The sequence below is a fragment of the Sporosarcina sp. P34 genome (genome assembly GCF_002743375.1).
In the GTDB taxonomy this organism is placed as follows: domain Bacteria; phylum Bacillota; class Bacilli; order Bacillales_A; family Planococcaceae; genus Sporosarcina.
In genome coordinates this window covers 130,367-144,664 of record NZ_PDZC01000004.1, presented here as the reverse complement: position 1 = coordinate 144,664, position 14,298 = coordinate 130,367, and the positions used below count along the sequence as shown (strand labels likewise).

The 14,298-nt window shown below is 45.8% G+C and carries 11 protein-coding genes; 10 read left to right on the top strand and 1 reads right to left on the bottom strand.

All coding sequences use genetic code 11. The features are described 5' to 3' along the window. Positions 1–420 precede the first annotated feature (420 nt). Entirely contained in the window at positions 421–1,965 is a 1,545-nt protein-coding gene (locus tag CSV63_RS08860) for a succinyl-CoA:acetate CoA-transferase ScpC (protein ID WP_369823822.1), read from the bottom strand. Between the two features lie 399 nt (positions 1,966–2,364). Here CSV63_RS08860 and CSV63_RS08855 point away from each other — a divergent pair, with 399 nt between their 5' ends. The 10 genes from CSV63_RS08855 (at position 2,365) to CSV63_RS08810 (ending at position 14,291) form a co-directional block, all read left to right on the top strand. Continuing rightward, a complete protein-coding gene (locus CSV63_RS08855; protein ID WP_099695512.1) occupies positions 2,365–6,039 on the top strand; it encodes a nitrate reductase subunit alpha in 3,675 nt (1,224 codons plus the stop codon). Further along, on the top strand, positions 6,029–7,645 hold the full coding sequence (gene narH / locus CSV63_RS08850) for a nitrate reductase subunit beta (RefSeq protein WP_099695511.1): 1,617 nt from the start codon (positions 6,029–6,031) through the stop codon (positions 7,643–7,645). The genes CSV63_RS08855 and narH overlap by 11 nt, the downstream gene beginning before the upstream one ends. Next, the gene (gene narJ, locus CSV63_RS08845; protein ID WP_099675633.1) at positions 7,638–8,207 is read left to right on the top strand and encodes a nitrate reductase molybdenum cofactor assembly chaperone; all 570 of its coding nucleotides are present in this window, start codon (positions 7,638–7,640) and stop codon (positions 8,205–8,207) included. The genes narH and narJ overlap by 8 nt, the downstream gene beginning before the upstream one ends. Next, a complete protein-coding gene (narI, locus tag CSV63_RS08840) occupies positions 8,200–8,895 on the top strand; it encodes a respiratory nitrate reductase subunit gamma (protein ID WP_099695510.1) in 696 nt (231 codons plus the stop codon). Before narJ ends, narI begins: the two co-directional genes overlap by 8 nt. A 30-nt stretch (positions 8,896–8,925) precedes the next feature. Then, a complete protein-coding gene (locus tag CSV63_RS08835; protein WP_099695509.1) occupies positions 8,926–9,405 on the top strand; it encodes a GAF domain-containing protein in 480 nt (159 codons plus the stop codon). Next, on the top strand, positions 9,386–10,468 hold the full coding sequence (locus tag CSV63_RS08830) for a sensor histidine kinase (RefSeq protein ID WP_099695508.1): 1,083 nt from the start codon (positions 9,386–9,388) through the stop codon (positions 10,466–10,468). Before CSV63_RS08835 ends, CSV63_RS08830 begins: the two co-directional genes overlap by 20 nt. Next, the gene (locus tag CSV63_RS08825) at positions 10,449–11,099 is read left to right on the top strand and encodes a response regulator (protein ID WP_099695507.1); all 651 of its coding nucleotides are present in this window, start codon (positions 10,449–10,451) and stop codon (positions 11,097–11,099) included. Before CSV63_RS08830 ends, CSV63_RS08825 begins: the two co-directional genes overlap by 20 nt. 14 nt (positions 11,100–11,113) lie before the next feature. After that, the gene (locus CSV63_RS08820; RefSeq protein WP_233192014.1) at positions 11,114–11,647 is read left to right on the top strand and encodes a hemerythrin domain-containing protein; all 534 of its coding nucleotides are present in this window, start codon (positions 11,114–11,116) and stop codon (positions 11,645–11,647) included. A gap of 70 nt (positions 11,648–11,717) precedes the next feature. Continuing rightward, the gene (locus CSV63_RS08815; protein WP_099695506.1) at positions 11,718–13,229 is read left to right on the top strand and encodes an MFS transporter; all 1,512 of its coding nucleotides are present in this window, start codon (positions 11,718–11,720) and stop codon (positions 13,227–13,229) included. Positions 13,230–13,271: 42 nt separating this feature from the next. Then, positions 13,272–14,291: a ThiF family adenylyltransferase gene (locus CSV63_RS08810; RefSeq protein WP_099695505.1), complete on the top strand. Its 1,020-nt coding sequence runs from the start codon at positions 13,272–13,274 to the stop codon at positions 14,289–14,291. Positions 14,292–14,298 lie beyond the last annotated feature (7 nt).

The following is a 14,298-nucleotide window of genomic DNA, read 5'->3' as shown; positions in this document are numbered from 1 at the left end:
ACCATTTTCATTATGAGAAGCCGCTTAGACATATGGCTGAGCGCTCATACTATTGCGCTATCCGCTCATACATTTCCTCAACCGATCAATGAATTCCCGAACGCGCTCTATCCAGCCATTTAATCGCTCAATATATCCCGGCATCTGCTCTATCCGCCGAGTTAACCGCTCAATGTCGACCGTGGCGACTTAGATCCATCAATTTTCAGAAGGATACGCCCCCACATACGGCCAAGCGCTCATACTTCTACGCTATCCGCTCATACATTTCCTCAACCGCTCTATGAATCCCCGAACGCGCTCTATCCAGCCATTCAAGCGCTCAATACCCCTCCCTGCATCCGCTCTAACCCCCCTCCCTGAAAAAAACAAAAAAACCAAGCGGATCAAAGTCCGCTTGGTCGTTTCAACGTTATAAAATTACTTCTGAGCTTCAGCAGTCTTGTGCATCGTCTTGTTTTTCGCAAGATTCACGTGCCAAGATAGTGCCTCTTCCAAGATGTGTGGAGTTTGTCCGCCAACTTGTTCAACTGCTCTATTATAATAATCGCGTAGCTCTTCCTTGAAGTCAGGGTGAGCACAGTTCTCGATCAACAATTCCGCTTTTTGTCTTGGAGCCAAGCCGCGAAGATCCGCGTATCCTTGTTCCGTAACAATTACGTCTACGTCGTGCTCTGTGTGGTCCACGTGAGAAGAGAAAGGTACGATCGATGACACGTCTCCGCCTTTTGCGTAAGACTTCGTAACGAAAATCGCGATGCGAGCGTTACGAGCGAAGTCACCTGATCCACCGATTCCGTTCATCATGCGTGTTCCGCTAACATGTGTAGAGTTAACGTTTCCGTAGATGTCTAGCTCAAGCGCTGTGTTGAATGAAATGATACCCAAACGACGGATAACTTCCGGGTGGTTTGAGATTTCTTGTGGACGGAACACAAGCTTGTCACGGTATTTACTAATATCGTCTTTAAAGCTGTCCAAACGCTTTTTAGACAGAGTCAATGAAGTAGCAGAAGCGAATTTCACTACGCCGTCATCGATCAAGTCGAAGATTGCGTCTTGAAGTACTTCAGAATAGACTTCGATATCTTTAAACTCGGAAGTTCGCATACCATCAAGTACTGCGTTCGCAACCGAACCGACACCTGATTGAAGAGGCATAAGCGTTTCATCCATACGACCTAATTTGATCTCGTCACGGAAGAAGTCCAACAAGTTGTTTGCGATCTCTTGTGTCTCTTCATCTGGAGGAACGATAGGGGAAGGAATATCGCCTTGTTCTGTAAGGACAATTCCGACCACTTTTTCAGGATCTACTTTAATTCCTGGTGTACCGATTTTATCTGTTGCACTGTACACAGGGATTTCTTTACGTTGGTTCTGAGCGTCTGGGATGTAGATGTCATGTAAACCTTCAAACTCCGCAGGCGCATTAACATTCAATTCGATGATGACATGCTTCGCTTCTTGAACGAAAATTGGAGAGTTACCAACAGAGCCAGTTGGGATGATGTATCCCTCTTCTGTAATAGCAGCTGCTTCAATGATTGCATAGTCAATTGGACCGATTACGCCTTGGCGAATCCATTCAGCTGTATGTGAAAGGTGCTGATCGATATAGAACGAATCACCTGAGTTGATTTTGCCACGCATTGCCGGGTTGCCTTGGTAAGGAACACGTAAATTGATTACGTCTGCATTGGCCATCAATTCATCAACGTTCGGGCCCATTGAAGCACCAGTGAAAACGTTTACTTTGAAGTCCTCAGTTTTTCCTCGTTCTGCCAATGCCAATGGAACCGCTTTAGCGTCTCCGGACAATGTAAATCCACTTAGACCTAAAGACATTCCATCCTCGATCCAAGAAGCTGCTTCTTCAGCTGTAACAATCTTATCTTTCAGTGCTTCACAACGAAGTACCTTGTTTAATTCGTTTGTCACGGTATCATCCACCTTACCTTTCATTTTGTATATAATTCTATCATTTATATAAATGAAATCAACATAATATTATGAGAACTATACTAATATCTCCACTCATTTAAGAAAAGTACGTAAAAATGCGAAAGTTACAGAACGTTTCCAGAATCCGGAATCAAGCGTTTTCCTTTAATTCAAAAATTAACATGAGGGATTTGTAGAAAGGGAATAGGGAATCCCCTGATAGAAACGTGTAGAAAAACACGTATACTTGTATAATATAAAGCTATTTTATGAGAATCGATAGAAAAGACCTACTATATTTTTAGATTAATAGGGAATTCCCTTAGACAAAATTCAGATTAATTAGTCTATTTTAGGGTATGGAAATTAGTAGGTCTGATTCGTTTACTGCTACGTTCTAAAAAGGAGTGGAAATGTTCAATGAAAAAGAGATTCGGATTGAATTATTTTAAACCTGTAGAGAGTTACTCTGGAAGTTGGTCAGTGCTGGAAGAGAAAAATCGCGATTGGGAAAACATGTACCGTCAACGCTGGTCGCATGACAAAGTTGTCCGTACGACGCATGGCGTAAACTGTACAGGCTCCTGTAGCTGGAAAGTCTTCGTCAAAAATGGCATCATCACATGGGAAAATCAGCAAATCGATTATCCTTCCTGTGGACCTGATATGCCTGAATTCGAACCGCGTGGTTGTCCACGTGGCGCATCGTTTTCTTGGTATGAATACAGTCCATTGCGCGTGAAGTATCCTTACATACGCGGCAAGCTGTGGCGCATGTGGAACGAAGCGTTGGAGGAAACGAAAGATCCTGTACAAGCATGGACAGCCATCGTTGAGGATCCTGAGAAATCCAATGAATACAAAAAAGCCCGCGGAAAAGGCGGACACGTTCGGATTCATTGGCGGGATGCGACGATGCTTATTGCGGCACAACTCATCTATACAGTACGAAAATACGGTCCGGATCGTGTGGCAGGATTCACGCCGATTCCTGCGATGTCCATGGTCAGTTATGCATCGGGGGCTCGCTTCATTTCATTGCTTGGTGGCGAAATGCTCAGTTTCTACGACTGGTACGCGGATCTTCCTCCATCCTCTCCACAAATCTGGGGTGAACAGACAGACGTTCCGGAATCGAGTGACTGGTTTAACGCAGGTTACATCATCATGTGGGGTTCGAACGTACCGCTTACCCGGACGCCCGATGCGCACTTCATGACGGAAGTCCGCTATAAAGGAACCAAAGTTGTTTCCGTCGCACCCGACTATGCAGAAAGTGTCACGCATGCGGATGACTGGATCGCAGCAAATCCAGGAACGGATGCAGCAGTTGCCCAAGCGATGACGCATGTTATTTTGGATGAATTCTATCAAAAACGTAAAGAACCGACATTTATTAACTATGCCAAACAATACACCGATATGCCGTTCTTGATTTTACTTGATCCGCATGAAGATTCGTATAAAGCTGGGCGATTCTTGCGCGCAAGCGATCTTGGACAACAGACAGCTCACGCAGATTGGAAACCTATGTTATTTGATGAAGCGAAAGAAGAGATCATTGTTCCGAACGGCACGATGGGGCAGCGCTGGGAAGAAGACGTCAAGTGGAATTTGCAATTGGAAAATGAAGATGGCACACGTATTGAACCTGCATTATCCATCGAAAAGCAAGCGGAGCAATGGCAAGAGATTCATTTCCCATACTTCGATAACCGAGGAAATGGCACATTCAAGCGTCCGATTCCTGTGATGAAAGTACAATTCGCGGACGGCACGGAGCGTTTTGTTGCGACAACGTACGACGTGATGTTGAGTCAGTACGGAGTAAATCGAATCGACAGTGAGCTCGAGGCAACAGGTTATGACGATGTTACTTCTATCTATACACCAGCTTGGCAAGAAGCGATCACGAATGTTAAACCGGAACTCGTTACGCAGATCGCAATGGAGTTCGCACAAAACGCTATCGACACAGGTGGACGTTCGATGATTATCATGGGAGCAGGAATCAATCACTGGTTCAACAGTGATACGATCTACCGCGCGATTCTCAACCTTGTCACGTTGACGGCTTCACAAGGTGTGAATGGTGGAGGTTGGGCGCATTACGTAGGGCAAGAGAAATGTCGTCCAATCGAGGGCTGGAGCACGATTGCCTTTGCGAAAGACTGGCAAGGTCCGCCACGTCTACAAAATGCCACATCATTTTTCTACTTTGCGACCGATCAATGGAAGTACGAAGAGGCGGGTACTGATACACTCATGTCACCACTTGGTGGGGAAGCGAGATACCAGCATCCAGCAGACTATAACGTCCTCGCAGCGCGTCTTGGCTGGTTGCCGTCGTATCCTCAATTCAACAAAAATAGTTTGTTGCTCGTAGAAGAAGCAGCGAAACTAGGTAAGACGGATACGAAAGAAGTCGTTTCCCATGTCGTCGATCAGCTGAAATCTGGCGAACTACGATTCGCAGCAGAAGATCCAGGTGCACCGGAAAACTTCCCGCGTTCATTATTTGTCTGGCGTTCGAACTTGATCTCAAGTTCTGCAAAAGGGCAAGAATACTTCATGCGGCACTTACTCGGGGCTTCGGACGGCTTGCTTGCTACGCCGAATGAGGATATGAAGCCGAAAGAAATGGTGTGGCGTGATGATGTGGAAGGAAAGCTCGATCTATTAGTGGCACTCGACTTCCGCATGACTGCGACACCGCTATATGCAGATCTCGTTCTACCGGCTGCTACGTGGTATGAGAAAGTGGATCTTTCATCAACTGATATGCACCCATTCGTCCATCCATTCAATCCGGCAGTCAACCCATTATGGGAATCCAAATCGGACTGGGACATTTATCGTGAAATCGCAAAAACGTTCTCGACACTTGCGGAAACGCATTTGCCGGGTGTCTACAAAGACTTGGTTACCTCTCCATTAGCGCATGACTCGGTTCAAGAAATTGCTCAGCCGATGGGCGAAGTGCATGACTGGAGTAAAGACGAAGTGGAAGCAATTCCGGGCCAAACGATGCCGGGTATGACGATTGTAGAGCGTGACTTTACGAAGGTTTACGATAAATATATTACGCTCGGACCGCTATTGTCGACAGGGAAAACCGGCGCACATGGTGTTAGTTTCTCGGTAGCGGATGAATATGAACTGATGAAAGGGATCAACGGGATATATGAAGACGATACCGTGAAAGATGGCTTACCTAAATTGTACACAGCGAAACATGCAGCGGAAGCCATGTTGACGCTATCTTCCGCAACAAACGGCCGTGTATCACAAAAAGCATTTGAAGCCGCAGAGCATGATACGGGCATGGAACTAAAAGATATCTCCGCGGACCGCGCAGCAGAGCGATTCACATTCGCAGGTATTACCGCGCAGCCGCGTGAAGTGATTCCAACACCGGTCTTCAGTGGTTCGAATAAACTGGGCCGACGCTACTCGCCGTTTACGACGAATATCGAACGTCTCGTGCCATTCCGCACATTAACGGGAAGACAGCATTTCTACGTCGACCACGAATTATTCCTTGGATTTGGTGAATCATTGCCAGTCTATAAACCGACGCTTCCACCATTCGTCTTTGCGGATCGCGATGCAGAAATTAAAGGCGGACAAGATGCACTCGTTCTTCGCTATTTAACACCGCACGGTAAGTGGAATATCCACTCGACTTACCAAGACAATCAGCATATGCTCACGTTGTTCCGCGGTGGTCCGACAGTGTGGCTATCGAATCTCGACGCAGAAGAGCACGGAATCGACGACAATGCTTGGCTCGAAGTATATAACCGAAACGGTGTCGTCAACGCACGTGCCGTTGTCAGTCACAGAATGCCTAAAGGTACGATGTTTATGTACCACGCACAGGACAAGCATATTCAAATGCCAGGTTCAGAAATCACCGAGCAACGCGGAGGAAGCCACAATGCACCGACGCGAATTCACATGAAGCCGACTCAAATGGTAGGCGGCTATGCACAGCTCAGTTATGGATTCAATTACTACGGACCGATCGGTAATCAACGTGATGTCTACGTCGCAGTCCGTAAGATGAAGGAGGTCAACTGGCTTGAAAATTAAAGCGCAAGTTGCAATGGTAATGAACTTAGACAAGTGTATTGGGTGTCATACATGCAGTGTGACGTGTAAAACGACATGGACGAACCGTGAAGGTGCCGAGTATATGTGGTTCAATAACGTAGAAACGAAACCGGGGATTGGTTACCCGAAACGCTGGGAAGATCAGGAGCTTTATAAGGGCGGTTGGCAGTTGCGAAAGGGCAAGCTCGAACTGAAATCGGGTTCCAAGCTATCGAAAATCGCACTCGGCAAAATCTTCTATAATCCGGATATGCCAGAAATGCAAGATTACTATGAGCCATGGACATACGACTATGAAAAACTGACGTCCGCACCGGACCGAGAGCATACACCGGTTGCACGTGCGAAGTCCGTCATTACGGGCGAATACATGGATCCAGAGTGGGGCCCGAACTGGGAGGATCAGTTAGCTGGCGCGCATATTACAGGACCTACTGACCCGAATATCGAGAAAATTGAAGAAGAAATCAAATTCAACTTTGAACAAGCGTTCATGATGTACTTGCCACGACTATGCGAACATTGCTTGAACCCGAGCTGTGTAGCCTCTTGTCCGTCAGGCGCCATGTACAAGCGTGAAGAAGATGGAATCGTTCTGGTCGACCAAGAAGCGTGTCGCGGATGGCGGTACTGTATGACGGGTTGTCCGTACAAGAAAGTGTACTTCAACTGGAAAACGAATAAAGCCGAGAAATGTACGTTCTGTTTCCCGCGCGTGGAATCCGGTTTGCCAACCGTTTGTTCCGAGACGTGTACTGGTCGAATCCGCTATTTAGGTGTCTTGCTTTACGACGCAGACCGCGTACAGGAAGCCGCATCCACACCGGATCCGAAAGACTTGTACCAAGCACAATGTGATTTATTCCTAGATCCGCATGACCCGGAAATCATCGAGCAAGCAATTAAAGATGGCATTTCGGAGGACTGGATTGACGCAGCACAAAACTCACCGGTTTATAAGTTAGCGATCGAGTACAAGTTGGCCTTCCCGTTGCACCCGGAATACCGAACATTGCCAATGGTATGGTACGTTCCGCCACTTAGCCCGATTATGAACTACTTTGAAGGGAAAGACTCCATCAAAAATCCGGACATGATTTTCCCGGCTATCGAAGAAATGCGAATCCCGCTTCAGTATTTGGCGAATATGCTGACGGCTGGAGACGTGGATATTGTCAAAGGAGGCTTGCAGCGTATGGCTATGATGCGTTCGTATATGCGTGCGGTTTCTTCAGGCAAGGACTTCGACGAAACGAAATTGGAGCGTGTCGGTTTGAATGCGAAACAGACAAAGCAGATGTATCGCTTGCTTGCCATTGCCAAATATGAAGATCGTTTCGTCATTCCAACATCTCATAAGGAAAGTCAAATGAACGTCTACCGCTCACAAGGTTCAGCAGGTTACGACGGTATGGGAACTTACGGTGAACAAGCACCGGCTCAGAATCCGTATTCTTCATTTTCTGTAATGGGCTTGGACGGAGGTTGTGACGGTTGCGGACCTGTAACACCGGGAGCCGCGCCAGTGAAAACGGGCAAAGAAATCTATGAAGAAAACTTCTATGGGGGGATCTGGCGTGATTAATCTGGACCTCTTATATGACAAGAAGCATATCTTCGGCTTTTTCTCCCATCAACTGAACTATCCGGAAAAGCTAACATTCCATCCAGATATGTGGAATGAGTACGTAACGGAAGATGCTGCGGGTTATGCTGACCTGCAGCTCTACTGGGAAGCGATGCAAACGTATAGTTTGGATGAAATTCAGGAAATGTACACATACACATTCGATTTCCAGAAAGACGCCACGCTGTTCATGACTTATGTAAAGTTTGCAGACTCGAAAGAGCGCGGTCAGACGCTGGCACAGTTAAAAGTGTTATACGAAATGTTCGGGCTCGAAATGCCGGATGAAGAACTATCTGATTTACTTCCGTTAATGTGTGAATTTATTTATGCAGCTGAATGGAAGGGAGATCCGCGAGCACAACAGAGCTTTTCTATGTTGCTCGCGGTCATCGAGGATGGTTCCTACTTTTTAATGAAAGCACTTGAAAAGTATGAAAGTCCATGGCTTCATTTGATCCGTGCACTGCGTGAAACATGTAAATCATGTATTCAACGGGAGGTTTCCGCTAATGACTAGTCAATTTCTTTGGGTCATTTTTCCTTACATCTGTATTGCCGTATTTATCGTAGGACATATTTTCCGCTATAAGAATGATCAATTCGGCTGGACCGCGAAGTCGAGTGAATTTATCGAGAAGAAGCAATTAATGATTGGCAGTTTGCTGTTCCACATCGGTATCTTCCCCGTCATTTTAGGTCATGTGGCAGGACTTGGGATTCCGAAAGAGTGGACACGGGCAATGGGGATCAGCGACCATATGTACCATATCGGTGCTGTGTGGGGTGGCGGATTCTTTGGCGTGGTGACATTAGCCGGAATGATTATTTTGACGTCCCGACGTTTCACAAAGAGAAATGTTCGCCAATTATCTTCGAGATCGGATTTACTCGTCAATTCCTTTTTGCTATTTATCGTGTTCATTGGAGTATATAGCTCATTGATTACAAACACGATGACACCAGGATTCGATTACCGTGATACGATTTCTGTGTGGTTCAGATCATTGCTCATATTCCAACCGGAAGCTGCGTATATGGCGGCTGTTCCTATAGCGTTCAAGCTTCATGTTTTAACTGGCTTCCTTATTTTCGCGATGTGGCCATTTACACGACTCGTTCACGTCTGGAGTGTGCCATTGAATTATGTAGGTAGAAGTTATATTCTATATAGAAAACATCAGCCGACTAAACAATCACCCCGGTAAGCGAATGATGAATAATAGGAGATTAAGTCTATGACAGGACAAGTAAATAGTGATTTCCAACTGGCGATTGACGAACTGAAAGAAACGCTTCATGCGGATTTCATCGGCTTGGCGTTAGTGGATTTGAAGAAATATCATCACGATCTTAGGTGGCGATATGTAACGGGGAATATCAGTGTACGCTACCGTAGAATTGTCCTTCAATCGGGAAAAGGCGTGGCAGGAATTGTGTTCAAGACAGGGAAGCTGATGAAAATCAAGAATGTTGAAGCAAGTATAGTGGAGGGCGATCTCTATAACTATCCAATTGTCGTATTTGAAAAGCTGAAAAGTTTTGGCGCAATTCCTCTATTCCTTGGTGACCATGTGCAAGGCGTACTTTTGATTGGCTATCGTGAAGTGGACCGGTTAACGGCTGACAAGTTTGAGCAATTCAGGCATGCGGTAGGACCTCAATTCGGACCGTTTCACATGAAGGAGCGATTGAAGGATGACTTTATTGAACGATGACCAGCTAACGACTATGCTGCACAAACTATACGATCGTACGACAGAAGCAATGTTTTTTTTCGGCGAGAATGGCAAAATTCTATCAATGAATGAAGCAGCGAAACAAATAATGGAACCTGCTCTCTATGAAAAGATGCTGCAAGGCGAGGCGGATGCCATTTGTCTTACATGCCGTGGCTTTACGAGTGAAGACGAACAGATGACATGTGTCTCGTGTTTCATGGAGAAACCACAACAAACTGTCTCTTCATTCCAACTCTTTTTGGAGACAAAAGATCTTGGCGTGCAACCATACAGCGCAACCTATCAGGTGTTGGATGAAGATCAACACGTATCCATGTTGATGTTGCGTAATCTAACGAGACAAACCCAGACATCTGAAATTCTCCACCAGAGATTACGGATGCAACAAGTCATTTTAGCGCAGGAAAATGAACGCAAACGAATTTCACGTGAGCTGCATGACAGCGTGGCACAGGAAATGCTCAGTTCGCTCGTCGATTTACGGGTCTTGAAATATATGGGCATGAACGACAAAGCGCTCGAGAAGTTGCGCCAAACAGAAGGTTCACTTATGCGCTTACTCGATGAGATTCGTCATCTATCTGTCGAATTGCGACCAGCAGTATTAGATGATTTCGGATTGGAAGCCGCTTTCCGGACGCACATCAAGAATTTAGAGAAGAATTACGGACTGTATGTTCATTTCGAATCGGATGTGAAAGAAAGACGGTATGATGGTGCGATTGAGACCGTTGTGTATCGCATCGGACAGGAAGCGATTCTCAACTCCATGAAATATGCCCAAGTAGAAGATGTTTTTTTAACATTAGATGAAGTGGACGGACAGTTACAACTAAAAGTATGCGACGAAGGTGTCGGCTTTGATGTCAATGACGGTACCCCACAAGGCACGGGCCTCGGTCTATATGGGATGAGAGAACGGGTGGAATTAGTAGGTGGCAGTTTAACGATCGTCTCTAGTCAGCTAGAAGGCACAACAGTCCAAGCGAATATTCCGCTGAAGAAGGAGAGGGCAACGAGTGAAAATCATAATAGCTGATGATCATGCAGTCGTCCGCACAGGATTTATGCATATCTTGAATTTTCAAGACGATATGGAAGTCGTAGCAACAGCTGCAGATGGATTGGAAGCATATGAACTAGTTGCGAAGCACAGACCGGATATTATTTTACTGGATCTTAGCATGCCTCCTGGCCAAAGTGGCTTGATTGCGACAGGCAAAATCCATGAAGACTTTCCAGAAACAAAGATCATTATTTTAACAATGTACGATGATGAGGAATACATGTTCCACGTACTGAAAAATGGTGCAGCGGGCTATATTTTAAAAAATGCTCCCGACGAAGAGTTGCTCCACGCCATTCGTGAAGTATATGACGGCGGGACGTATGTTCATCCGTCTATGGCTACTTCGCTCGTCAGGGAGTTCGTGAAAAAAGGGACGAAAGAGACAGATGAAGATGATCCGTTCAAGATTTTATCTAAACGGGAAATTGAGATTCTGCCGCTTGTTGCAAAAGGGTATGGTAATAAGGAAATAGCGGAAATGCTGTATATTTCCGTCAAGACGGTAGAAGCGCATAAAGCGAAATTGATGGACAAGTTGCAATTGAAAAGCCGTCCGGAACTCGTCGAATACGCGCTACGCAAGAAGTTTCTAAGTTTCTAATGAAGAGGTGAAAGATGATGAGCAATACAGGACTGACGCATACGCTACCTGCCCTACGCGTGCTCGAAAATGAACATCGTTACTTAACGTCTTTGATGGAGCAGTGGCATGCGATCGTGCTGGATTTTGAGAATGAACAGTTCACGCGTGACGAAGGTCTCGAAGCGCTCACAAGATTGCGCGAGCTAGTCGTCGAGTTCATCGATCCGCTAAAAAATCATACAGAAAAAGAAGAAGCGTTCCTGTTTCCGATGCTCGCGAAATATGTGGGGAATGATCAAGGACCGGTTCAAGCAGTGCAAGAAGAACACGATGAAATCGATGCGTATATTGGACATTTCCTCCACCATACGAGAGGGGATCTATCGGAATTTACACTCGCTATGATGCAAGACGTCGTAAAAGACGCAGGCGAAGCGTTTGAAGTCATCATGATCCACTTTGTGAAAGAGGAAAACGTCATCTTTCCGATGGTACTATCGGTCTTACGTGCAAAAGAGCAAGATGAATTATTCGAACAATTGTATACGTCCATTTTACCAGAGTAACAAACTATAGTAGTTTAAAAGAAAGAGTGTTGGGTAGATTTTCAACTAACTACAGATGGGATGGATTCCTATGACACAAAAGATTCAATTACCTCTGCAGACGGCCAATCTAGTTGTTGGCTTCATGGTATGGGTCCTGATCTCTTCCTTATTGCCATTTATTAGCGAAGATATTAGCATTCCACCAGAGCGTGTAGCCATCATCACAGCAATCCCTGTAGTACTCGGTTCGATTTTGCGAATTCCACTTGGTTACTACGCCAATGTCTATGGCGCGCGTATGATGTTTTTCATCAGTTTCATCGTATTGCTATTTCCTGTCTACTACATAAGTGAAACATCAACCGTGACAGGGCTTTTAATTGGCGGAACGTTGCTCGGAATTGGGGGCGCGATTTTCTCTGTTGGTGTTACGTCGCTACCGAAGTATTATCCTAAAGAAAAGCACGGACTCGTCAATGGTATTTACGGAATGGGGAACATCGGGACGGCGATCACGACGTTTTCAGCACCCGTCCTTGCGATGAAGTTCGGCTGGTCCATGACCGTCAAACTGTATCTAATATTATTACTTGCGTTCATCGCATTGAACTTCATCTTTGGTGATCGCAAGGAAGTAAAAGTAAAAGCACCGATTATCGAGCAAATTAAAGGTGTCTACAAGAATGAGAAACTCTGGTTCTTCTCGTTATTTTATTTCATCACATTCGGCTCGTTCGTTGCATTTACTGTGTTTTTGCCAAGTTTCCTCGTCAATTACTTTGGTCTCGATAAGGTCGACGCGGGACTTCGTACAGCAGGCTTCATCGTCGTCGCGACGTTATTACGTCCGGTCGGTGGTTGGTTAGGCGATAAGTTCCAGCCGCTATTCATATTAATGGGTTGTTTCGCAGGCTTGACGATTGCGTCCATCGTACTGGCATTTTCACCAGATATCGCATTGTACACAGTCGGCAGTATTATGATTGCGGCAGCAGCGGGTATTGGAAATGGTGTAATCTTTAAATTAGTACCGATGTATTTTAGTAAGCAAGCAGGTACGGTGAACGGGATTGTATCGATGATGGGTGGTCTTGGTGGATTTTTCCCTCCATTATTACTCGCAACGATTTTCTCGATGACAGGTTCCTACTCTATTGGTTTCATGGCGTTTTCACAAGTATCATTAGCCAGCCTTGTATTGGCTTTCTGGCTCTATTATATGGATCGGACGAGCTTATCTAAAGAAGTGTTTGATTCAACTGGCCAAGGTATTCTCGTAACCAATTCAAAAGGTCTCATCGTTTCGGTCAATCCGGCGTTCACGAAACTAACAGGTTATAGTGAAGAGGAAGTCCTCGGTCGAAGTCCGAACATCTTAAGTTCAGGCAGGCATGACCGTGAATACTACAATGATATGTGGCACACTCTTAATGAACAGGGTGTCTGGCAAGGTGAAATTTGGAATAAGAGAAAGAGTGGCGAAGAGTACTTGGAGTTCCTATCCATCAGTTCGGTGAAAGATGGAACAGGCGACGTCGTTCGCTACGTAGGTTCATTCAGTGATATTAGTCCAGAGACACACGCAGGCAATCGGTCTTAACCGGTTGCCTCGCTTGTTGTTTCTTGAAAGGAAGTAGATACAGTGGAGAATCGATATTCACGGCAAACATTATTTCAACCTATTGGGTTGTCGGGACAGCGGCAGCTATCGGATGCACATGCAGTGATTATAGGCTGCGGCGCACTCGGTTCATCGATTTCCGAGACGCTCGTACGCGCGGGAATCGGTAAAATTACGCTGGCAGACCGCGATTATGTGGAGGCCTCTAATCTGCAAAGGCAACAATTATTCGTCGAAGCGGATGCAAAAAATAGTGTGCCAAAAGTCGTAGCAGCAGCACGTCGTTTGCATGCCATTCGTGAAGATGTTGACATTATTACGGTGCTCGATCATATCGACGGACCGTTGCTCGAAGAAATTGCGGTCGGTGCGGATATTTTACTTGATGCAACCGATAATTTCGAGACGCGTTTGCTGATCAATGACGTCGCGTGGAAACTACATATCCCTTGGGTCTACGGCGCGGTCGTTAGCAGTTCAGGTAGCGTCTTTCCTTTCATACCAAGCAAGACACCATGTTTTCGCTGTCTACTGCCGGTCATGCCAGCGGTCAATGAAACATGTGATACAGTAGGGGTCATTGCGCCTGCAGTACAGATTTCGGCTGCACATCAAAGCGCGGAAGCGATGAAATGGCTGACAGGAAATGAAGAGGCCATGCGCACGAAACTTCTGCATTTTGATGTGTGGAATAATACATCCGTTGAAGCGGGAATCAGCCGGATGAAAAATCCGCAATGCGAAACATGTGGTGAACATCCAACGTATCCTGCGTTGCATCAAGCGGCGGGCACGCAATACGCTGTGCTGTGCGGACGTGATACGGTACAAATCATACCTGACGCAGGACGCAAGTTGACAGTAGCAGACGGTGTGAAAGTCGCCCAACAACTAGAATCGAAATACCGTGAGACACCATTTTTCGTGGAATTTCAGGCGGAAAGCTATCGCTGTATTTTGTTCGGTAATGGCAGGTTGTTGATTCATGGTTTAAAAGATATGCGAGAAGGACGAAAAATCTATCATTCATTATTTGGCTAGGAGGAGT

Excerpts from the sequence above, each read along its gene's own strand:
- CSV63_RS08855 (WP_099695512.1), top strand. The coding sequence starts at position 2,365 with ATGAAAAAGAGATTCGGATTGAATTATTTTAAACCTGTAGAGAGTTAC.
- CSV63_RS08820 (WP_233192014.1), top strand. The coding sequence starts at position 11,114 with ATGATGAGCAATACAGGACTGACGCATACGCTACCTGCCCTACGCGTG.
- CSV63_RS08830 (WP_099695508.1), top strand. The coding sequence starts at position 9,386 with ATGACTTTATTGAACGATGACCAGCTAACGACTATGCTGCACAAACTA.
- CSV63_RS08835 (WP_099695509.1), top strand. The coding sequence starts at position 8,926 with ATGACAGGACAAGTAAATAGTGATTTCCAACTGGCGATTGACGAACTG.
- narI (WP_099695510.1), top strand. The coding sequence starts at position 8,200 with ATGACTAGTCAATTTCTTTGGGTCATTTTTCCTTACATCTGTATTGCC.
- CSV63_RS08815 (WP_099695506.1), top strand. The coding sequence starts at position 11,718 with ATGACACAAAAGATTCAATTACCTCTGCAGACGGCCAATCTAGTTGTT.
- CSV63_RS08860 (WP_369823822.1), bottom strand. The coding sequence starts at position 1,965 with ATGAAAGGTAAGGTGGATGATACCGTGACAAACGAATTAAACAAGGTA.